We start from the raw sequence: 20,795 nt of genomic DNA, 5'->3' as shown, positions 1-20,795 counted from the left end.
GCATGATCCGGGGCATGCAGCGGAGCACGCCGTACCTGGCGGTGGACATCGACGTGCTGGAGCGCAACCTGTCGGCCATGGCCTCCACCGCGGCCGGGTGTGGTGCGGTGCTGCGCCCGCACGCCAAGGCGCACAAGTGCGTGGAGATCGCCCGGCGGCAGCTGGCGCACGGCGCGGCGGGGCTGACCGTGGCGACGGTGAGCGAGGCCGAGGTGTTCGCCGCGGCCGGCTGCGGCGACCTGTTCATCGCGTACCCGGTGTGGGCCTCCCCCGCGCGGGCGGACCGGCTGCGCGACCTGGCCGGGCGGGCGGCGCTGCGGGTGGGCGTCGACTCGGCCGAGGCCGCGGCGCTGCTGGCCGCCGCCGTGCCGGGGCTGGAGGTGCTCGTCGAGATCGACTGCGGCCACCACCGCAGCGGCGTGCTGCCCGCCGGGGCCGCCGGGGTCGCGGCCGCCGCGACCCGGGCCGGGCTACGCGTGGCCGGCGTGTTCACGTTCCCGGGCCACGGCTACGGGCCCGGGCGCCGCGAGCCGGCCGCCGCCGACGAGGCCGCCGCCCTGCACGAGGCCGCCGCGGGGCTGACGGCCGCCGGCTTCGACGCGACCGTACGCAGCGGAGGCTCCACCCCCACCGCCCCCGTCACCGCGCCGGGCGCCCTGACCGAGCTGCGCCCCGGCGTCTACGCGCTCGGCGACGCCCAGCAGGTCGAGCTCGGCACCTGCGCCTGGGCCGGCGTCGCGCTGACGGCCACGTCGACGGTGGTGAGCAGCTCGGGCCGCCGCGTCATCCTGGACGCGGGCAGCAAGGTCCTCGGCGCCGACCAGCCGCCGTGGGTGACGGGCGCCGGCCGGCTGCCCGACCACCCGGACGCCCGCCTGACGGCCCTGTCCGAGCACCACGCGACGGCCGTGTTCGCCGACGACGCGGCCGTGCCGCCCCTGGGTGCCCGGGTCCGCGTCGCGCCGAACCACGTCTGCGCCGCGGTGAACCTCGCCGACGAGCTGGTGGTGCTCACCGGCGGCCGCGAGACGGACCGCTGGCCGGTCGCCGCCCGGGGCGCCAACACCTGAGCGCGAGTCACTCGCGCTCGGCCCGGCGCAGGCCGTGCTCCGGGGTCCACCACTCGACGACGAGCCGGGTCGCCTCCGGGTTGAGGTGGGTGTGGACGACCTCGGCGACGTCGGCGGTGAAGCGGTCGCTGCCGGGATCGTCCGGGCTCGCGGCGGCGATCGCGCGGCCGGCGATCTTGGCCTCGCCCGGCCACTGGGCCTCGGCGCCCTCGATCGGGTCGACGGTGGCGCTGTGCAGCGCGAAGCGCGGCCGCTCCGCGATTCCGCATAGGCCCGCCCGATCGGCCACCTACCCACCGCATGCGAATCTCATGAGCCGCGACGGGCGGCCGGATCGGCGGTCCGGCCGACGGGTGGTGCGGGCCGGGGACTTGAGGTCAGACGGATCTGCGGTAGACGACGACGCGGTGGTCGGGGGTGAAGCCGGCCTTCGCGTAGGTGGCGGCCGCGTCGGCCGGGTTGTCGGCGTCGACGTCGAGGGCCGCCCGGGTGTAGCCCGCCCGCGCGGCTTCCCGCATGACCTCGGCGAGCAGGGCGGTCGCGACCCCGCGCCGGCGCCAGGCCTCGGCGGTGCCGACCTGGCCGATGTAGAGGCGGTCTTCGCCGGGTTCTCCGTAGGGCAGCACGTAACCGGCGATCGCCTCGCCGTCCATTGCCACCCTCGCCAGCTCGGGGCGGAACGCCTCCGAGCGCACCGTCAGCGCCGCCCAGTCCTCCAGGGTGCGTTCCTGGTAACCCCAGAGGCCCTGGAAGGCGGCGGCGTGGGCACGGTACAGCTGAAGCGTCTGCTCCTGCCGAAGCGGCACGATCCGCAGGCCCGGGACGGCCGCCACGGCGGGCGCCGGCTCCGTCGGGGCCGTCATCTCCAGGAAGTGGCGGGCGACGCTGAAGCCGGAGCGCTCGAACAGCCGGATCGCGGTCGCATCGCCGGCGCCGGCGATGACCTGCCCCGACCACGGCGTTTCCGATGCGACCTCGCGGTGGCGCGCGGCGGCCCGCTCCAGCTGCCAGGCGAGCAGTGCCCGCCCGATCCCGGCGCCGCGATGTTCAGGGTGTACGCCACCGATGAGCTCGACCCGGTCCCCGCCCGCGGGCGGCAGCGGCACGAGCGCCACCCCGGCCAGCTCCCCGCCCGGCCCCGCGACGGCGAGCGTGTCGGCGGCCAGGTCCCGCACCTCGTTGCGCAGCACGTCCTCGACCTCGGCGGCGAGGTATCCCCCGCGCCCGCCCCCGGCCTCGGCGACGACGTTGATCAGCCCGGCGATCGCCGCCGCATCACCGAAGCCGCACGCGCGCGCATGGTAACCGTCCACCTCCTCACCGTAGGCCGGACCGCAACCGGATATCCGCGGCCGGCTATTTCTCATCGGGCCGGGCCGCTGGTAAGACTTGGGCATGCAGCTGGGCCGTCGACTCTGGCCGGTCGCCGCCGCGGCGCCGGTGCTGATCATCGCCGCGATCGCGACCGCGCCGTGGTCGGCCGAGGCGGCCGAGACGTCGATCCAGGACACGGCCCAGGGCACCGGCGTAGGGCAGGTGGAGTTCTCGGCGGGCTGGAGCGGCTGCGGCGTCAACTGCGCCAAGGCCAGCGACGGCAGCTACCTGTGGACCGAGGTCACCGGGGCCGCGGCGACCATCCGGTTCACCGGGCACCAGATCAGCCTGTGGGGCGTGAAGGAGCCGTGGTCGTACATCGCGACGGCCACCATCGACGGCGGCGCCCCGGCCGACATCGACGAACACGCGGCGACCGCCACGGACACGTCGGTCAAGCTGTGGACCTCGCCGACGCTGGCCGAGGGCCCGCACACGCTCGTGCTGCGCATGACCAACCGCAAGAACCCGGCCTCGGCGGGCGGCAAGGCGTTCACGTTCGACCGCGCCGACGTGGTCAGCGGCAGCACCCCGCCGCCGTCGCCGAACAACGCGCGCGGCGCCACGGTCAGCGCCTCGCCGAGCCTCCCGCCCGGCGCGCACGCCTCCGGGCTGCCGTGGTCCGACGGCGGATACTTCATGCACGACCCGGCCCAGGCGACCGCCTTCGCGGACTGGCGCGGCCGCCCGGTCGACAACATCCTGTCGTTCGCGTCCCGGGAGAACTGGGGGCTGCTGCTGGAGGACTGGTGGGCGCGCAGCGTGCCGCCGTCGTTCAGCCCGGCCCGGGACGACTTCATCCTCGCGGTGCCGCTGTGGACCGACGACGGCGACCGGGGCTCCGAGGCCAACTGGCGGCAGCTGGCCGGCGAGATCGCCGCCGTCGACCCGGACGCGTACGTCCGCCTCGGCTGGGAGATGAACTGCTGCACGTCCCTGGCCACCGACGCGGACGCGTGGCGCACCCAGTTCTCCCGCGCCGCCACGCTGCTCAAGGCCGCCGCCCCGGGCCTGCGGATCGTGTTCAACCCGAACGAGGGCGCGAGCGAGCCCGGCCTGGTGGCCGACGCCTCGACGCTGTTCGTCGCCGGGAAGGTCGACGTCGTGGCCATCGACGCCTACGACTGGTACCCGGCCTACGACACCGCCGCCAACGCCGAGCGGCACTTCACGAAGCAGTACGGCTGGAACTGGTGGTACGACTTCGCCCAGTCCGAGGGGCTGCCGTTCGCCCTCGGCGAGTTCGGCGTCGCCGGCGGCGGCCACCCGGACTCCGGCGGCGACGATCCGGCGTACTTCACCAGCGTCTACAACTGGCTGTCGGCCAAGCACGCGGCGCGGCCGGGCTCGATCGCCTTCGTGTCGCTGTTCAACGAGAGCGACGCGTACTGCAAGTGCAACGTCTACCCCGCCGCCCCGAACCCGAACGCGGCGGCGCGGTACAAGGCCGTCATCGGCTCGCTGGCCCGGTAGCGGCGGTATCTCCCGAAAGTGCGCCAGGGGCGGGCGCGGGCGCCGCCCGGCGCCTTCGCGGCGCCTACGTTGCCTGCCATGACCCGATCCCAGCTTCCGTGGCGCGGAGCATTGCTGGCGCTGTCGGTCGCCGTGGTGACGGCGGTGGCGGTGCTGGCAACGCAGCTGCTCACCCTGAACACGGCTCCCGGCGGAACGGCGTACGCCGCGACCGCGATCGATCCACCGCTCAAGCCGGGCGAGAACCCGCTGTACGCCATCCGGGACGTGCTGGCGCGCCAATCGGCGGCGCTGCTGCGCGGCGACCGCGCGGCCTACCTGCGCACCGACCCGGGCGCCGGCGAGCGCTTCGACTCGCTCACCGCGCTGCACGTGCGCCAGTTCGCGCTGACCCCGATGGGGATCCCGTCGCAGAGCGGCGACGTCTGGAAGGTGCCGGTCGAGATCCGGTACTGCTTCGGCGCCGAGGACTGCACGCCGACCCCGCTGCTCGTGGACACCGAGTGGTCGGTTGAGCGCGGGCGGCCGAAGCTGGCGCGGTTCGAGCAGACCGACCGGCCGTGGGACGGCCCGCTGACGGTCAAGGACGGCACCCGGGTCACGGTCGCCGCCGCACCATCGGTCCCCCCGGCGATCCTCGACCGCGTGCTGAGCGCCGCCGAGACGGCCACGCGCGTCGACGACAAGGTGGCGAAGAGCTTCGACGGGCCTCCGCGACGGTACCTCGTCTACGTCGCCGGCAACCAGGAGTGGAAGCGCTGGTACGACGAGAACGCGGAGAACTCGGCCGCGTACACGATCCCGCTGCAGCCCGGCACCAGCGACGTCGTGGTCGACCAGCGCTCCGCCGACTCCGACATCCGCACGACCACCCTGCTGATCCACGAGTTCGCGCACGTGGTGACGCTGGGCGGCATCGCCCCGCCGCTGGGCGCGTGGTGGCTGTACGAGGGCATCGCGGAGTACGTCTCCAACGGCGACGGCTCGGCGCTGCGCACCGACCTGCCCTCGATCCGGGCCTACCTCGCCGCCGGCAAGTGGGACGGCACGGTCGCCCTGGGCCCGCCCCCGGCCGGCACGACGGTGCAGGACAACCTGGCCCGCTACGGCCTGGCCCTGCTGGCCGTGTCCTACCTGGCCGAGCACTACGGCGAGGCCAAGATGTTCGCCTTCTTCACCCAGGTCGTGCGCAAGCGGGCCACCCTCGAGGCCGCATCCCAGTCGGTGTTCGGCACCGACTGGCCGACGGTGTCGAAGGGCGCGGCGGCCGCGATCCGCGCCGCGGCCTGATCGACTCAAGTCGACGGCGTGTTCGTCAGGTGCCGCATCGCCGCCAGGGTCTGGCTGATGGTGGTCGGGAGGTCGGGGTCGCCGTGCTGGTTGAGCCAGCGGGTCACCGCGATCCGGAACGTGGTCACGGCGATCTCGGCCGCCAGCTGGGCGGTCAGGTCGTCGACGCCGCGGTCGCGGAAGCCCTGCTCCAGGGCCTGCGACAGCAGCGAGAACTTGCGCAGCTCGCGCTCATGCAGGGCGGGTTCGGCATCGATCGCGGCCCGCCGGCGCAGCAGGTAGTCGAGGCTGCGGCCCTCGAAGATCTCGGCCGCGGCGGGGGCCAGGCCCTCGTTGATCAGTTCCATCGGGCCGAGCGACGGCGGTACCTCGGCCATGAAGCGGGCCACCCGCTCGGGCACCAGCTCCTCGCCGGCGAACAGCACCTCACGCTTGTCGGCGAAGTGCCGGAAGAACGTCCGGGTCGTGAGCCCGGCCCGCGCCGTGATCTGCGGCACGGTGGTCTCGGTGAAGCCCTGCTCGAGGAAGAGATCGAGCGCGGCCCGCTCGAGCCGTTCTCGCGTACCCGACTGCCATCGACCCATGCGGCAAATTCTAGTGATGACATGTCGTGTCGTGCTATGCGATAGTGATGACACGACGTGCCATTGCTGATGGAGGGGTGTTCAAATGAGCGATACCGAAGCTGACGGCTCGAAACGCCGTGGCATCGAGTACGACGTGCGGGGCGTCACCGTGCGCGGATGGCTGCAAATGCCGGACGGTCCCGGCCCTCACCCGGTGGTCATCCTGGCCCACGGTTTCGGCGGACTGAAGGAGTGGACGATTCCCGCTGTCGCCGACACCCTGGTCGGGGACGGCATCGCGGCGATCGCGTTCGACTACCGCAACTTCGGCGACAGCGACGGGTACCCGCGAGAGGAGGTCGACCACTGCGGCCAGATTGACGATTTCCTAGGTGCGATCGCGTACGCGACCACCGTGCCGGGACTCGATCCCACCCGGATCGGGCTGTGGGGAACCAGTCTCGGCGGCCGCAACGCCCTCGCCGCCGCGGCGATCGACTCGCGAGTCAAGTGCGTCGTCGCCCAGGTTCCCGGCGTGTCCTTGAGCGTCCAACTGTGGGTGGACATGATGCTGCCGGGCGGCGACGTCGCAGCACTGGAAGCCGCCATCCACGAAGACCAGCGCGACCGCCTGCTCGGCAAGGAGCCGCACTACGTGTCCATGGACGCACCCCCGGACAGCGAGTCCGGAAGCTACCTGGCCACACACGGCGAGGCGGAGAAACGCAACTGGGGCAAGCGGATCTCACTGCAGTCCTTCGCGCCGACAGTCGTGGACAACCTCAGCTACCTGATGCCGAGAATCGCGCCCAAACCGCTGCTGATGATCCTCGCCAAACAGGAGCACCCGGCCCTGCTGGCCGGCCAACGCTCCGCCTACGCGGCAGCAGGGGAGCCGAAGTCGCTGCTCGAGGTGGACGGCCACCACTACACGGTGTACACGGACTGGAAAGACGCGACGATCACCGCCGCCCGCGACTGGTTCCTGGAGCATCTCACGGCCTAACCGCAAGGCCGGCCGGCGGCCGTCGACCCATGCGGCAAATTTCTCGTGATGACACGTCGTGTCGTGCTATACATAGTGATGACACGACGTGCCATGACTGACGGAGGCGAACATGACAGGTGAGATCTGGGTGCTCGGCGCGACCGGACGGGTCGGCCGGGAGGCGGTGGAGCGTCTGCAGCAGGCAGGCGCCGAGGTGGTGGTGGCCGGCCGCAACCGGGAGCGGCTGGCCCAGGTGAGTCCGGACGCCCGGGCGGTGACCGGCTCGCTCGACGAGGTCTGCGCGCGGCTGGCCACCGAGGCGCCGGCCGTCGTGATCAACACCGTGGGCCCGTTCGCGGACACGGCGCCGCAGGTCGCGCGGGCCTGCCCGCCCGGCACCCACTACGTCGACATCGCCAACGAACTGAGCGCGTTCGAGCTGCTCCACGGCATGGACCGGGAGGCGGTGGCGACCGGTCGCACGCTGGTCTCCGGGGCGGGCTTCGGCGTGCTCGCGACCGAGAGCATCCTGCTGCATCTGCTGGCGGCCGAGGAAAAGCCCTCGCGAGTACGCGTCGACGCCGTCGCGTCAGTCGCGACCGAACCCGGCGCCCTCGGCGAAGCCCTGGCCGCCACCATCGTGCGCTCGTTGCTCGACGGCGGCCGCGAGGTGCGGCAGGGCCGGATGGTACGCACCCGGGCCGGCGGTGCCGCCGAGCGATTGACCACCCCCGACGGCGACGTGGTCGCCACCGCCGCCATGGGCAGCGGCGAGCTCTTCGCGGCCTGGCAGGCCAGCGGCGCCCCGTCGGTGATCGCCGCCTCGGCCCTCGCCCCGGCCAACCCGGCCGCCCGAGCGGCTCTGCTGGCGCTCGGTGGCGTGCTGCGCCTGCCCGGCCTGGCCGGCTTCACCACTCGGCGGCTCGCCCGCATCACGACGACCACGGCCAAGGAGCGCCCGCGCCGATCGTCCTGGGGCCGCGCCCGAGTCGAATGGCCGTCCGGTCGCGTGCGTGAGGGCTGGCTGCGCACCGGCGAGGGCATGACGTTCACGGCCGGCGCCGCCACCGAGGTGGCCCTGCGCCTGGCCAAGGGCGAGGGCCGCCCCGGCGCGTTCACCCCGGCCCGGCTCTTCGGCCCCGAGGTGGCGCTGGCGGCCGGCGCCGAGTTCGTGGTCACGGACTGAGGGCGTGCGGGTCGAGGAGCGGACCCAGAATCGTTCCCACGAAAGGACAACGGCACTCCTCCGCGCACCGCGCAAGCACGTCCATCAGTCGATGCCCGGCCGGGAGCCGGCCCGGTACCTTGCGATCTGTGTCCGGTGCCGCACTGGTGCCGGACCGGTAGGTCTGGGTGCCTTGGATCGAGGAGTCCGGCGTGAGCATGCGCGATGTCAGAAACGGCACTCGGAATTCCCAGCGGCGGCCGAAGCGCCGCCGCCGCAGTTTTCTGCTGTGGCTCTCCGGCGCCGACCTCGACACGCTGTCCCGTGCACCGCGGGATCGCCGCAAGTTCATCGGCGTCGGTGGCATCGTGCTCACCACCGCCGTGCTGGCGACCATCTCCTCCAGCTTCGCGCTGACCATGGGCGCACGGGCTCCGCTCTACGCGGCGATCCCGTTCGGCCTGCTCTGGGGCCTGGCGATCATGAACCTGGACCGCTGGCTGGTGACCGCCACCCAGCGGCGGCCGAAGTGGTGGCAGAACCTGTTGACCGCTTTGCCGCGCGTGGTCATGGCGCTCGTCATCGGTGCGGTGATCTCCACCCCGCTGGTGCTGTGGCTGTTCCAGCCCGAGATCGACGCCCAGCTCAACACCATCCACCAGCGCCGCCTCGACCAGCACCAGCAGAATCTGCTCAATGACGCGCGGTTCAAGGAGATTCCAGCACTGCAGGATCGCATCGCCAAGAACCAGGCGATCGCCGACGGCAAGACCAGCACCGTCGAGGAGGACCCGGCGGTCAAGGACCTGCAGGCCCAGTACGACGCGCTGGACGCCAAGTACCAGGTGGCGCAGAAGGAGGCGACCTGCGAGTTCGACGGCACGTGCGGCTCGCACACGTTCGGCGGCGGCCCCGCGTACCAGCAGAAGAAGGCCGTCGCCGACGACCTCAAGCAGCAGCGCGACTCCGTCGGCGCCAAGCTCGACACGGCCCGCAAGAACACCGCCGACCAGCAGGCGCAGAGCGCCAGCAACGCGCGCACCACGGCCAAGGACGCGGTGGCCCACGACCAGGAGACGCTCAACCGGCTGCAGCAGCAGAAGAAGGCGGACGAGGACCAGTTCAACCTGGACACGGCCAACGACACGGGCCTGCTCGCCCGGCTGGAGGCGCTGAGCGAGCTGACCGGCAAGAACAGCACCCTGCAGGTCGCGTACCTGATGCTGCTGCTGTTCATCACCACCGTCGAGGTGCTGCCGGTCGTGGTGAAGTTCCTGATCAACCTCGCTCCGGCCACCGCGTACGACACGATCCTGGAGAAGTCCGAGGAGGCCGACGTCTACGCCGCCGAGCAGGAGCTGACCCGCCGGCAGAACCTGGCCAAGTTCGAGCAGGACGCCCGTCAGGCCCGCGAACAGGAGCTGATGGCGCAGCGCATCCAGCGGATGAACAGCTTCGACGAGGAGCGCGACGCCTACGAGGAGGGTCGCCCGGGCCGCCGCTGGGGGCGCCGCCCCCCGAAGCAGCCCGGCGGCTACGTGCCCTGGCCCGACGACGAGGCGCCGACCCGCCTGACCGGCGGCGCCGGCGCGGACAACGCCGACCGGCCGGCCGAGGGCGAGGAGCGCCTCACCGAACGCTGGACCTTCGACCGCTGACCCACCCTCGCACCAACGGGAAGGCCCCGACCGCTAACCGGTCGGGGCCTAATTCACGTCGACGGTCGCTACGCACCCCGGCGACTCGACGTTCTTGTCGAGGTCCCCGCCTTTGTTGTCCTTCTTCCAGTGCGGGCGCCCATCGACCTGGGCGCCCGGCTGCAGCTGCTGCGCCAGAGCCTCCTGCAGCCCGGCCTTGACGTTGGCCACGGCGGCTTCGGCGTTGTCCTTCTTGTTGGCGTAGCAGTCCAGCCCCAAATGGGTGATCCGCACGTTTTCGGTGCCCGTCTGACTGACGATGCCCTGGTAGATCGTCTGCACGGCCTGCGGGGTGTTCCCTCTGGTCTGCCAGTCCGCGCCGATGGGATTCAGCGTCCTGGGCTGTTCGGCCGGGGGCGGCGAGGCGGGCGGCTCCGCCGGGCTCGGGTCGGCCGGCGCCCAGCTCGTGACCGTCGGCGAGGGCGTGTTGCCGATCGGCGGCTGCGGTGCGGAGCGGGCGAGGTAGACAACGACCGCCGTCGCTCCGGCCACGATGATGCTCGCCAGGATGAGAAACGACGCCTGTTCCTGGCTGTTGGCGCGCCGGTGCTGGCGCCTCCGGTCGAACCAGCCCTGCACTCCCTCCATCGCCCCGGCGGGCTCCCGCTCCGGCACGATCGGCACGGACACGTGCGAGCCGACGGTCTGCTGCAGGCCGTGCAGTTCGGTGTTCTCCAGCGGCCGGCGGCGGTTGCGGTCGTAGAGCACCGAGGTCCCGGCGTCGAACACCCGGGCGCGCAGCGCGTCGGTGACCGTGCCCAGCGGGTAGGCCCGCACCACCGCGGACCAGTACGCGCCCTGCTCCTTCTTCGGCTGGGAGTCCAGCAGCCGGGCCGCGATGCGCTGGCGCATGTCCGTGGCGGAGCCGGTCTCGGTCATCACCTCGTCGAGCACCATCATGATCCACGCCGCCTTGCTGACGGTCGGGTGCTGCAGGCGGGTGACGGCGACGTAGAGCAGCCGCTCCGGGTCGGCGGAGCGGCGCACGCCCTGCTCGACGGAGCCCGGCGGGTTCTCCTGCTCGACGATCGCCCGGATCACCGGGGCCGGGTAGAACTGCGGATACCGGTCCTGCGTCAGCCCCAGGTCGCTGACGAACTGCTCCGCGGCCTGCAGGTCGCCCAGGTCGTGCAGCACGCCGCCCGGCTGGACCACGGTCGTGATCAGCTCCGCGCGGTCGTGCTCCTCGGTGTGGTGGCGCAGCAGCTGGCTCGAGCGCTGCGTCCACTGGGTCGCCGGGCGCCCGGCCGTCGGGATGTCGAACTGGTTCTCGCCGGGGTCGGTCACCTGCCGGTTGCGCAGCCCCTCGGTCAGGTCCGGCGCCACCGGCGACATCGGGTCGGTGCTGAGGTGTCGCCGGGCCTCCTTCGGCGCGGCCTCCGCGTACTGCGCGACCAGGTCGGCCTCGCTGTTGTGCAGGTTGGTCTGGCCCTCGCGGGTCATCATCGCGGCCGGCACGTCCTGCATCCGCATCGGCGAGAGGTTGAGCCGGTCCGCGATCTCCGACAGGAACTCGCGCAGGTCCTCGGTCTCGCTGCGGCGCAGCAGGTCGGTGAGGTCCTTGCGCGGCTTGCCCTTGTCGACGGCCCGCTCGGCCTGCTCGACGAGGAAGTCGAACGCCTCGGCCTGTTTCGTGCTCAGCGTGCCCAGCAACCGCTGCTCGGACTCCGGCAGCTTCTTCGCCGCGACCTGCTGGGCCAGCCGCTCGATCGGCTCGGAGTCGTGCAGGTCCGAAGGCACCGACCCGGCCACGTAGGCGTCGCGGACCTGGAACAGGCACGTCGACCACACCCACCGCGCCGCGAGCCGGCGCGGCAGGACGGCGAGGGCCTGCTCGATCACCAGCCAGTTCTCGGCCGGGTTGCCGGGCAGGTGGACGCGCGCCTGGCCGGAGCCGAGCGCGGCGAACAGGCGCCGCACGATGCCGCGGTTGCGCGCCGCCCACCCCTTCTGCGGCCGGCTGACCGGAGTCCATGCCGCACCCGTGCCCGAGCGCCACACCTCGATCGGCGCCAGCTGGGGCGACGCGAACCCGAACCGGATGCCGCCGGCCATGCCGAACTGCCGGTCCTTCTGCAGCTGCCCGTCCGCGCCGACCAGGTTGCCGCGGCCGCGCTCGATGAAGCACCACTGCTGGCCGATGCCCTCGACGTTGACCCGGCGCAGTGTCCATAGTGGATACTTCAACGTGTTGTCCACGCCGTTGGGCACCTTCTCGGCGTCCAGCAGCTGCTCCGCGGCCGTCCAGTAGCGGCGCAGCGGCGCCTGGGCGCTCTCCTCGCCCTGCGCCCGGAAGCCGCGGCCCATGTCCGCCCACTGGACCCACCGCAGCGGGTGGACGGCGGCCTGCATCCCCGCCTGCAGGACGGCCACGGGCAACCGCAGCGTCTCGTCCGTCGACAGGTCGCCCCCGCGCACCGCACTGCGCCCGGGCGGAATCGGCGACGCCGGTTGGGCGGGCCCGGGCGGCAGCGCCGGCGAGGGCGGCTCGGCGACCTGGGCGACGGCCCGGATCCGCGCCGGCACCGGGCGCGGCCGCCGGTCCTCCGGCTCCGGCGCGGCCGGCAGCGGCAGCCCGTCGAGGAACTCGGTCAGCTGGTCGGCCCGGCTGTTGCGCACGAGGCGCAGGGTGTTGTCGTCGACCCGGCCGAGCCGCTCGGCGAGCCAGTCGAGCGCGGGCCCGTACTGCGGCGGCAGCTGCGGCGCCGGGCCCCGGTCCTCGTCGTCGAGCCGCCCCGCGACGAACCGGTCCGCGACGCCGAACAGGTGCGTCGACCACACCCAGCCGGCCGCGACCCGGGCGGGCAGCACCGACAGCACCGCCTCGACCAGCGCGGCGTTGCTGCCCGCGGCGGCCGGCAGCCCGATCCGGTTGCGCTCCGCGGCGATCGCGGCCAGCACGTCGCGGGCCAGCCGCAGGTCCGGCTCCGTGCGGGGGGCCGCGGTCCAGGCCAGGTCCCGGCCGGCCCGCCACACGTCGGCGGGATGATGCCGGCCCAGCTTCGCGAACGACACCCGGCAGCCGCCGTCGGACGCGAACGCGCCGCCGCGACCCTGCTCCACGAAGCACCACATCGACCCGTAGGGATCGGGGTTGAGGTGCAGCAGCGTCCACACCGGCAGCTCCGGTGCGAGGACCACCTCGGCGCTGACCACCCCGCGGGAACGGAACAGCCGCTCCTCGGCGGCGCGGGCGAACGCCCGCGACTGCGCCGAGCGGTCGTCGTTGCGCAGCACGAACAGCGACCCGCGCTGCTCCCATTCGAGCTCGAAGGTGAAGTAGTCGCGCGGGGTCGTCATGCCCGGGCCTTTCGCAACGAGGCGAGCAGCAGTTGGGTCAGGGCGGCCGACTGGTCGCCCATGTACGGGAACGTGTCGTCGGCGTTCATCGGCTCGAGCCGGTAGACCTGCGCGTACCCGGGCTTGCCCTCCGCCCGGCCCACCGGGACCGTGCCCAGCGGGGAGCACAGGAAGAAGCGGATCCGCTGGGTCTCCTGCTGCATCAGGTTGAACAGCGCCGCGTCGTGGCCCAGGCCGTACGCCACGCCGCACCCGATCGCCGACATGATCAGATCGCGGATGAGCATCCGTTCCGCGGAGCCCGGCTCGGTGGACTGGTCCTGGTGCTCGCCGATGGACAGCACCTCGATGCGCCGGCCGGGCAGGGCCATGTCGCCGCCGCCGGGGATCTCCACGATGTCGCGCTGGCCGTCGTGGACGAGACCCCAGAACGCCTCCTCCTGCGAGTAGTGCTCCAGCAGGCCGTCGGCGACCTGGTTGACCCGCCGCTCGACGACGTCGAGCTGCACGGCCGCGCCCGGATACAGGTAGGTGAGCAGGTTGTGGGTGTGCTCGTCGGGCACCAGGTCGCCGGCGCGCCAGCGCCGGGTGATCGAGGCGAGGTAGGCGGCGACGCCCCGGCGCACGAGGCCGGGCCGGCCCAGCGTGTCGAGGCCGCCCTTGCGCAGCCCGGCCCGGATCAGGTCGCACTTGGTGACCGCGATGAGCATCTCCAGCGGCCGGCCGTGCGCGGCGATGTAGTCGTTGTCGATGAGCGTGAGGCTCCGGCCGATCTCGAACTGGTCCCGCTGGCGGTCGGCGCGCACCTGCCGGGTGTCCTCGACGGCGGTGGTACCGGGGCGCAGGCTGCCGTCCAGGACGCTGGCGTAGTCCGCGTCGTCGTTGATCGGGTCGCGGGCCATCTTGTCCAGCGCACCGGCGGCGACCGCCGGGTCGATGACCCAGATCAGCGCGTCGAACGCGCGCAGCATCGCCCGCTCGCTGGCGCTGCCCGGATCGGAGCTGAACAGCTCGCCCGGCAGGTCCGCGATGCCGGTCCAGGTCACCCGCTTGCTGCTGGTCGTGCGGACCACCAGCGGCTGGCGGAACCCGCGGCCCCACCGGTCGGCGCGCCGGTCGCCGTCCAGCACGGTGCGGCGGATCAGCGTGCGGATCGCGTCGACCGCCTCCGGCACCCGGGTGGTCAGCAGGAAGGCCGGCCGGGTCTCCTCGGCCGACGTGGGCTGCATCGGCCGCTGCTCCGAGACGGTCCGGTTGTACTCCGCGGAGCGCAGGTCGAGCGGGATCTGCTCCAGCGGGTTGAGCTGGTGCCGTTCGACCCGCCCGCCGTTGTGCCGCGGGAAGTTGTTCTGCGTATTGGACAGCTCCTGGTTGAGCATCCGGATCAGCAGGTACGTCTTGCCGCTGGCCAGCGCCCCGACCGCGGCGACCATGTTCCAGCGGTCGACCCGCCGGCGCACGTCGCGCTCGGCGCCGCGGCGATGGAACGCCGGTGCCGACTGCGGGAAGATGTGGCCGTCGCCGCAGAGCACGTAGACGTACTCGACCTCGCTCTCCACGAAGCGCGGAATCGTCGAGCGCGCCGGCGGGAAGTTCGCGCCGACCACGCTGGCCCGCCAGGCATGGCCCGCGGCGCCGTCGCTCGGGCCGATCTCCAGCAGGAAGCAGGGCGGGCTGTCGAACCGGCCCGTCGCGCGGTCGATCGGCACCGCCTCGCCCAGCGCCGCGCCGCACACCGGGCATCGCCCGCCGAACTGCTCGAAGATCGCGGAGAGCTCGCCGGCGCCGGTCACGTCAGCACCCCCGCGAGCACGCCGGCCGCGATGCCGAGGAGGAGACCGAGCAGCAGGCCCGCCGTGCGGCCCCACCGGCGCCCGACCGCCACCGCGTCCTGGATGTAGCGCGCCAGGTACGGCTCCACGCCCTTGACCACGGCCGGGGAGACGTAGGTCCCGCTCTCCAGCCAGGCCGCGAACTGCTGCTCGATCCGGCCGAACTTCTCCGCGGGCCCGCAGGCCGCCTCCACCCTCCACTGCAGCCGCCACCATTGCGACAGGGGCGGCTTCTGAGATACGTCGAACATGGCCTTCCCCTAACCGAGCGCGTTGATCAGCGTGAAGACGAGCGCGAACACCGGCACCGCGACCAGGGACCACAGCAGCAGGCTGCCGATCGCCGTCCGCCGCGCGGCCGACACCCCGGTTTGGGCGAGCGCCTCGTACCCCATCCGGGCCGCGTCCTCGCGCCGCACCGGGCGCCTGGCCGCCCGGCCGCGGATGTCGTCGAGCTGGGTGCGGTACTTCGCCGGGTCCGCCACCTCGAACACCCGCTCCGGCTCGGCGCCGACGACGCAGCGCTGCTCGGCCTCGATCACCCGGGCGAGCCACGCGGTCAGCCACCAGTCCGGAGCCTCGATCTCCCGGCCGAACGGCTCGGCGAGGGCGTCGATGAGCGGGTCCCACCGCCGCTGCGGGTCACGGTTCGGCCAGTGCTGGCGCAGCGCCCGCTGGACCTGCTCCCGATAGTCGGCGGTGCGCGGGCCGTCCTGGTCGGCGTCGGTGTACGTCAGGTCCGGGCTGCGCAGCAGCACCCGGTCGACCCAGTCCCGCCCGGCCAGCGCCGTGAGCACCACGACGGCGAAGCCGAACCGGTCGTGCGCGCGCAGGATCGCCGGGTCGACGCCGAGGTGGCTGACCTTCGGATTGGCGAACCAGTCCGACAGGCCGCGGTAGTGGTACGGCTTCGTCGCGCGCACCGACTTCGGCGGCGGCTCGAGCTGGGTCACCGAGTCGGTGTCGATGAGCACGTAGCCCGAGACCTGGTGGGTGTTGTACCGGCAGACGTTGTCCGGCTTGATGTCGCAGTGCGCGGTGCCCAGGCGGTGCAGCATGTCCAGGCCCGCGGCCATACCCTCGAAGTCGCGCAGGTGCTCGGTGGCCGGCCAGCCGTGGTAGGCGTCCCAGCGCAGCAGCTCCATGAAGGGCGAGATGGCCAGCAGGTACCGCTCGGGGTGCGGCCCGGCGCCGGTGAGCCACGCCGGCAGCTGCAGGCGCAGCCGGTCGGCGATCTCCTGCGGCGTGGCGGCCAGCTCCGTGCGCACCGGCCCGACGTTCTCGGCCAGGCCGTCGCAGCGCACGATGTGCACGGGCACCGCGGCCCAGGGCGGGTCGACCTGGATGCGGCTGGGGCCGGGCAGCTCGGCGTTGGCCATCTGGATGGCGGCCGACTGCTGTCCCAGATAGCGGCGCAGCAGCTCGGCGTCGTAGTTGTCGCGGCAGTGGTACACCTTGACGAACCACTTCTCCCAGCCGGTGCGCAGCCGGTTGGTGGCGGTGGTGTACCTGACCTGGGTGACGAGATGCTGGCGGTGGGCGTTCTTGCCCTGGGTCAGCGGGACGTCGAACTCGGCCGTGCGCGCCGGGCCCGGCGGCGGCGCGACGTGCAGTTCGGCGCGCCAGCCGGGGCCGTCGAGCTTGATGACGAGGGGCTGGTCGCCCGCCGGGGTGCTGGTGGTCATAGCCGCTCCATCAGGACGTAGCGAAGCTCGGCGTGGCCGCCGCCGTTGAGGAAGGCGATCCGGCCCCGGGAGCCGAGCGCGATCCGCTCGCCGGAGCGCAGCCACCGGTCCTCGACCGCGACGCGGTACTCCGGCCGGCCCTCGGTGCGGCGCAGCTCGACCCGGCCGTGCCGGTAGCACAGCTCCAGCAGCACGCCATGCGGCACGGCGCTGAGGTACTCCGGCAGCGCGATCTCGTGCCGCAGGTCGCCGGAGGGCAGCCCGCGGCGGATCGGCACCCACGCCGGCGACGCCTGCAGCCGGAAGACGAACTTGTGCGGGTGGCCGAAGGACAGCGTCAGCAGCAGTACCGGCGCGCGGGCGGCCTCGTCGTCCTCCGGGGGCGGCACCACCGGCGGGCGCTCCTCCACGCCGATCGCGTACAGCGGCTCGGACATCGAGCGGTCGACCCCGAAGAACATCTGGTCGAGCCGCGCGCCGGGCAGTCGCCGGCCGAGCACCCGGGTGGCGTGGTCGTCCAGCCGGTCCCGCAGGCCGGGGACCGGCATCGCGGTGACGACGCTGACGACGAGGACCGGCCGGCTCGCGCCGGCCGGCCGCGAGCGCAGCAGATGGTCGCAGTACTCCTGCAACTTCTGGCTGAACGCGGTCAGCACCTGGGTCTCGAATTCGGGCGTCGCCGCCTGCACCTGTGTCTAGCCTCCGATCCGGACGAGGGTTTCGATGACGGACCTGGCCCGCTGCGCGCCGGCCTGCGCGTCGCGGCACTCGACCGCCACGGCCACCGCCACCGGGCCGTACCGCTGCGTCCGCACGTAGCCGGCGAGCCAGACGGTCCGGGTGGCGAACTCGTCCGGGGCCGGGTTCTTCGCCTCGACGGTGGCCTGCATGGCCCACACGTCGCGGCCGGCCGCGTCGCGCAGGCCGGCCGCGCTGCCGTCGACGGCCGCCTGCCGCAGGGCGTCGGCGACCTGCTGCGCGGCGCGCTGGTCGAGGGCGGCGTTGCGCTGCGCCGGGGGCGCGCCGAGGGTCAGGCCCTTCTCCGGCGAGGTCGCCGACGCCACGAGCGTCGGCTGCACGCGGACTCCCCCGCCGGCCACGACCGCGAGCATGGTGGCGACCCCGAGCGGCGTGCCGGAGAAGTCGGTGCGCCCGGCGATCGCCCCGGCGATCGCGGACTCCACGTTGGTGGCGTCGCCGGGCACGCAGGTGCCGGCGGTGCCCTCGATCCGGTTGGTCAGCCAGGCGGTCGCCTCGTGGCAGTTGCCGGCGGTCAGCCCGAGCCGGCGCGCCTGGTCGACGATCTGCGTCCAGCTCAGCTGCTTGGCGATGCCGACGAACGTGGTCGCGCACGCCTGGGCGAGGGCCTTGGCCAGCGCGAGCCGGCCGTCGGCGTCCGGGCGGCAGCCGGGCGGGTTGTGCACCGGCGGCACGGACGGGACGGTCATCGTGGCCGGGGTCGCCAGCCGGTCCGTGGCGGCGTGGCCGGGCTGGGCGAGATACGCGCCGGCGACGATGAGCAGCACCGTCGCGCCCAGGCTGTAGCCGTGCCCGACAGCCCGGTCGACGGACGGGTCCGGCAGCCGCAGCGCGGGGTCTCCGCCCACGTAGCGGCGCAGCGCCGCCTCGCCCGGCACGGACAGCAGCTGCGGCTGCGGCTGGATCGACCAGCGCCAGCACGGGTCGTCCGGGGACCGCTGGGCGCAGCTGTGGTCGCCGGTCGTCCCGTCGAGCGAGCCGTCCTGGCCGACGGATCCGTATCTGGGGTACGCCTTCTGGAACTGCGCGACCGTCTCGCCGTCCTGGTCGGCGTCGCGCCGGCCGGGCGGCGGTGGCGGTGGCGCGCTCACCCCGGCGAGCACCCGCCCGGTCGCCACGTCGAGCACCACCGCGCCGGCGGGCAGTGGATCCGTGGCACCGGCGGGCTGCTCGGCGCGCAGCGTCGCGGCGAGCGCGTGCTGCAGGGCCGGGTCGATGGTCAGCGACAGGCCGCCGTCGGCCGGGTCGGTGTCGCCGGCCGGGTGGTGCGGCGCGAGCCGGTCGGCCAGGCTGATGCCGGTCGAGCCGTACACGGTGTCCGCGTAGGCCCGCTCCAGCGTGCCGGTCGGGCCGTTGCCCACCCGCAGCAGCCCCGCCAGGTCCTCGCCGGTGAGGCCGCCGAGCGCGGGGTCGGCGAGGACCCGCCACGTCTCCTGCGGCCGCACCTGGCGCAGGCCCCGCCGGTCGCCGAAGCGGATCTCGATGACGGTGCGCCGGTAGGCGAGCCGGTCGGTCGAGCACTCACTCGGCGTCGGCTGCGCGCTCACCTGCGCGCCGCGGCTGCCGGAGCGGGCGGCGCAGGCGGGCCGGCTCTCGGCGTAGGTGCCGGGCAGGCCGCCGCCGACCGGCCGCCAGGCCCAGTACGGCAGCATCGTCGTCGCGGTCACGATCGCCACCGCGGCCACCAGCGACCCGAACGCGCCGAGCCAGCCCGGGGGCCGGCCGCGGTAACGCCCGGGCGGGCCGACCGGACCGCAGACGCCGGCCGCGTCCCGGCGGGCGGCGGCGGCCAGCGACAGCACCACGACGAGGCCGATGAGCAGCGCCAGGTTCGACTGCCCGCCACGGGACAGCAGCGGCGCCGGGACACCGGAGTGCGGGATGACGTTGACGGTCGCGGCGAGCACGAACAGGAACTGCCCGACGATCATCGTGCCGAGCCCGGCGGCGAACAGCTCGGCCGCCGTCGGGCTGCGATCCTCGCCGTCACGGTCGCCGGGCATCCGGGCGGCCAGCGGCAGCGCGACGCCGAGCAGCACGGTCAGCGCGGCCGCGGCGAGCACCGCGACGGCGCCCAGCTTGTGCCAGATCACCACGAGCATGAAGTCGGTGGAGCCGGCCGGGACCACCGACGAGGACTTGTCGCGCAGGCCACGCCCCCACAGCCCACCGTCGGCGACCGCGGACAACGCCTTGGACAGCTGCGAACGGCGGCTCTCGTCGTCGGCGCCCTTGGCCCGCTGGCAGCGCGCCCAGCCGTCCGGCGCGGCCGGGCCGCGCGGCGACGCGCTCGGGCCGGGCGCCGGGGAGACGGCGCCGGCCTCGCGCACCGCGAGGGCGGTCGCCTGCGGCCCGGGCCCGACCGGCCCGGCGGGCGTCGGGTCGACCAGGACACAGCCGGAGTCCCAGCGGTACGCCCACGGGTCCTTCCACACCTTGCCGCGCTCGCCCACGTAGTCGGTGAAGAAGAACCCGACGATGAAGAGGATCGCCAGCAGCGCCACGAGGAACACCGAGAACGGCTTGAACAGCTTGAACGACCGGACGAGCCGCAGCCTTTCGGTGGCCAGCACGCCGCCCCGGGCGCGGTCGGGCAGCCGGTCCATGCCGAAGCGGACCGTGCTCCACGCCACCCCGACCGTGCCGGCCAGCGCCGACACCGCGGTGCCGAAGTCGTGGCGGGCGCAGCTGGCCGCGGCCACGGCGAGGAACAGCAGCGCCGGGGAGCGCACCCACCGCTGGCCCAGCGTGCGCCGCATCGACACCGAACGGGGCGCGGCGACCTCGAAGCTGTCGAACGTCGCCAGGACCGCGAGGGCGAGCAGGAGCACGAGCTTGCCGTACTCCGGCGTGGCCAGCCCGGCGACCGTGAGCCTGTCCCCGGACCCGATCGCCGGGAGGGCGAACAGCACGAACAGGAGCCCGGCGGCAGCCCAGGGCAGCCAGCGGGGGGAGCGCCAGCCGCGCTGATACGGCCAGGTCGCCGCGCCGCGCCGGGACCCGTCCGACAGCCAGGCGGCCAGCCACCCGCCCGGGCGGGCCAGCGCGGCGACGAGCACCAGCCCGGCCACGCCGAACAGCGGCACGCCGAGCGCCCGCAGCCCGTCGAGCGCCGGGCGCACGTGCAGGCCCGACAGCAGGGTGTCGTCCGGGTCGGGGCGGATGACCAGGCGTACCGCCAGCATCGAACCGAACTCGAGCAGCACCCCGGCGGTGACGAGCACGGCCAGCGCCGCCGCGACCGGGGGCCGCTCGCCGGCGGGGAACGGCCCGCGCACGAACCGCCGGCGGGCCAGCTCGCACAGCGCGGCCACACCGCAGCTGACCGGCACCACCCACCAGGTGTACGTGTCGAGGCCGGCGAGCATGAACCCCAGCGCGAGCAGCGTGATCGGTACGCCGTAGGCGACGATCGGCACCGCCGGCCCCGAAAGCCGCCACAGCACCGTCGAGTCGCCGCGATACACCAGCCACCCGGCGACCGCGACCGCCCACAGCAGGCCCGCCCATACCAGCACCGTGGGTGCGACGTCGATCATCGCTTCGCCTTCTCCAACGCCGTACCCGCTACCCCACTGCCCCGCGACGCGACGCCG

Annotated in this window: 15 protein-coding genes; 6 read left to right on the top strand and 9 right to left on the bottom strand. The window is 73.6% G+C overall.

Annotated elements, in window-relative coordinates; genetic code table 11:
- Positions 1-14 precede the first annotated feature (14 nt).
- Entirely contained in the window at positions 15-1,070 is a 1,056-nt protein-coding gene (locus ACQPY0_RS15210; RefSeq protein WP_432989169.1) for an alanine racemase, read from the top strand.
- A gap of 7 nt (positions 1,071-1,077) precedes the next feature.
- On the opposite strand, the gene ACQPY0_RS15205 is transcribed toward ACQPY0_RS15210, so the two are convergent.
- Both ACQPY0_RS15205 and ACQPY0_RS15200 read right to left on the bottom strand, forming a co-directional pair.
- Entirely contained in the window at positions 1,078-1,359 is a 282-nt protein-coding gene (locus ACQPY0_RS15205; protein ID WP_432989167.1) for a hypothetical protein, read from the bottom strand.
- An 88-nt stretch (positions 1,360-1,447) separates the two neighbouring features.
- Positions 1,448-2,383: a GNAT family N-acetyltransferase gene (locus tag ACQPY0_RS15200; protein WP_432989165.1), complete on the bottom strand. Its 936-nt coding sequence runs from the start codon at positions 2,381-2,383 to the stop codon at positions 1,448-1,450.
- Positions 2,384-2,465: 82 nt separating this feature from the next.
- Between ACQPY0_RS15200 and ACQPY0_RS15195 the strand changes: the two genes are divergently transcribed.
- Positions 2,466-3,917 carry a hypothetical protein gene (locus tag ACQPY0_RS15195; RefSeq protein WP_432989163.1) on the top strand — a complete coding sequence of 484 codons (1,452 nt, stop codon included), beginning with the start codon at positions 2,466-2,468 and terminating at the stop codon, positions 3,915-3,917.
- Between the two features lie 78 nt (positions 3,918-3,995).
- Positions 3,996-5,207: a hypothetical protein gene (locus tag ACQPY0_RS15190; protein ID WP_432989161.1), complete on the top strand. Its 1,212-nt coding sequence runs from the start codon at positions 3,996-3,998 to the stop codon at positions 5,205-5,207.
- 5 nt (positions 5,208-5,212) lie between these two features.
- On the opposite strand, the gene ACQPY0_RS15185 is transcribed toward ACQPY0_RS15190, so the two are convergent.
- The gene (locus tag ACQPY0_RS15185; protein ID WP_432989159.1) at positions 5,213-5,791 is read right to left on the bottom strand and encodes a TetR/AcrR family transcriptional regulator; all 579 of its coding nucleotides are present in this window, start codon (positions 5,789-5,791) and stop codon (positions 5,213-5,215) included.
- A gap of 85 nt (positions 5,792-5,876) precedes the next feature.
- Here ACQPY0_RS15185 and ACQPY0_RS15180 point away from each other — a divergent pair, with 85 nt between their 5' ends.
- The 3 genes from ACQPY0_RS15180 (at position 5,877) to ACQPY0_RS15170 (ending at position 9,584) form a co-directional block, all read left to right on the top strand.
- Positions 5,877-6,779: an alpha/beta hydrolase gene (locus ACQPY0_RS15180; protein ID WP_432989157.1), complete on the top strand. Its 903-nt coding sequence runs from the start codon at positions 5,877-5,879 to the stop codon at positions 6,777-6,779.
- 112 nt (positions 6,780-6,891) lie between these two features.
- Positions 6,892-7,947, top strand: a complete 1,056-nt coding sequence (locus tag ACQPY0_RS15175) for a saccharopine dehydrogenase NADP-binding domain-containing protein (RefSeq protein WP_432989155.1) — start codon at positions 6,892-6,894, stop codon at positions 7,945-7,947.
- A gap of 197 nt (positions 7,948-8,144) precedes the next feature.
- Positions 8,145-9,584, top strand: coding sequence for a DUF4407 domain-containing protein (locus ACQPY0_RS15170; protein WP_432995243.1), 1,440 nt, complete (start codon positions 8,145-8,147; stop codon positions 9,582-9,584).
- Positions 9,585-9,632: 48 nt separating this feature from the next.
- On the opposite strand, the gene ACQPY0_RS15165 is transcribed toward ACQPY0_RS15170, so the two are convergent.
- Genes ACQPY0_RS15165 through ACQPY0_RS15140 form a run of 6 tightly spaced genes read right to left on the bottom strand, consistent with a single transcriptional unit; the run spans position 9,633 to position 20,738 of the window.
- Positions 9,633-12,923, bottom strand: coding sequence for a hypothetical protein (locus tag ACQPY0_RS15165; RefSeq protein WP_432989153.1), 3,291 nt, complete (start codon positions 12,921-12,923; stop codon positions 9,633-9,635).
- Positions 12,920-14,716, bottom strand: coding sequence for a hypothetical protein (locus ACQPY0_RS15160; protein WP_432989151.1), 1,797 nt, complete (start codon positions 14,714-14,716; stop codon positions 12,920-12,922). The genes ACQPY0_RS15165 and ACQPY0_RS15160 overlap by 4 nt, the downstream gene beginning before the upstream one ends.
- The gene (locus ACQPY0_RS15155; RefSeq protein WP_432989149.1) at positions 14,713-15,006 is read right to left on the bottom strand and encodes a hypothetical protein; all 294 of its coding nucleotides are present in this window, start codon (positions 15,004-15,006) and stop codon (positions 14,713-14,715) included. Before ACQPY0_RS15155 ends, ACQPY0_RS15160 begins: the two co-directional genes overlap by 4 nt.
- A 9-nt stretch (positions 15,007-15,015) precedes the next feature.
- Positions 15,016-16,440, bottom strand: coding sequence for a hypothetical protein (locus ACQPY0_RS15150; RefSeq protein ID WP_432989147.1), 1,425 nt, complete (start codon positions 16,438-16,440; stop codon positions 15,016-15,018).
- Positions 16,437-17,129 (bottom strand): hypothetical protein, encoded by a 693-nt coding sequence (locus ACQPY0_RS15145; RefSeq protein ID WP_432989146.1) that lies wholly within the window; start codon positions 17,127-17,129, stop codon positions 16,437-16,439. Before ACQPY0_RS15145 ends, ACQPY0_RS15150 begins: the two co-directional genes overlap by 4 nt.
- Positions 17,130-17,135: 6 nt before the next feature.
- Positions 17,136-20,738 carry an FtsW/RodA/SpoVE family cell cycle protein gene (locus tag ACQPY0_RS15140; protein WP_432989144.1) on the bottom strand — a complete coding sequence of 1,201 codons (3,603 nt, stop codon included), beginning with the start codon at positions 20,736-20,738 and terminating at the stop codon, positions 17,136-17,138.
- Positions 20,739-20,795 lie beyond the last annotated feature (57 nt).

Origin of the sequence: Dactylosporangium sp. CA-233914 (assembly GCF_050942935.1) — a bacterium.
Lineage (GTDB): Bacteria > Actinomycetota > Actinomycetes > Mycobacteriales > Micromonosporaceae > Dactylosporangium.
The sequence above is the reverse complement of the archived record's forward strand: the minus strand, read 5'-3'. Positions and strand labels throughout refer to the sequence as shown.

Excerpts from the sequence above, each read along its gene's own strand:
- ACQPY0_RS15210 (WP_432989169.1), top strand. The coding sequence starts at position 15 with ATGCAGCGGAGCACGCCGTACCTGGCGGTGGACATCGACGTGCTGGAG.
- ACQPY0_RS15185 (WP_432989159.1), bottom strand. The coding sequence starts at position 5,791 with ATGGGTCGATGGCAGTCGGGTACGCGAGAACGGCTCGAGCGGGCCGCG.
- ACQPY0_RS15170 (WP_432995243.1), top strand. The coding sequence starts at position 8,145 with ATGCGCGATGTCAGAAACGGCACTCGGAATTCCCAGCGGCGGCCGAAG.
- ACQPY0_RS15150 (WP_432989147.1), bottom strand. The coding sequence starts at position 16,440 with ATGACCACCAGCACCCCGGCGGGCGACCAGCCCCTCGTCATCAAGCTC.
- ACQPY0_RS15165 (WP_432989153.1), bottom strand. The coding sequence starts at position 12,923 with ATGACGACCCCGCGCGACTACTTCACCTTCGAGCTCGAATGGGAGCAG.
- ACQPY0_RS15190 (WP_432989161.1), top strand. The coding sequence starts at position 3,996 with ATGACCCGATCCCAGCTTCCGTGGCGCGGAGCATTGCTGGCGCTGTCG.
- ACQPY0_RS15195 (WP_432989163.1), top strand. The coding sequence starts at position 2,466 with ATGCAGCTGGGCCGTCGACTCTGGCCGGTCGCCGCCGCGGCGCCGGTG.
- ACQPY0_RS15140 (WP_432989144.1), bottom strand. The coding sequence starts at position 20,738 with ATGATCGACGTCGCACCCACGGTGCTGGTATGGGCGGGCCTGCTGTGG.
- ACQPY0_RS15175 (WP_432989155.1), top strand. The coding sequence starts at position 6,892 with ATGACAGGTGAGATCTGGGTGCTCGGCGCGACCGGACGGGTCGGCCGG.
- ACQPY0_RS15155 (WP_432989149.1), bottom strand. The coding sequence starts at position 15,006 with ATGTTCGACGTATCTCAGAAGCCGCCCCTGTCGCAATGGTGGCGGCTG.
- ACQPY0_RS15180 (WP_432989157.1), top strand. The coding sequence starts at position 5,877 with ATGAGCGATACCGAAGCTGACGGCTCGAAACGCCGTGGCATCGAGTAC.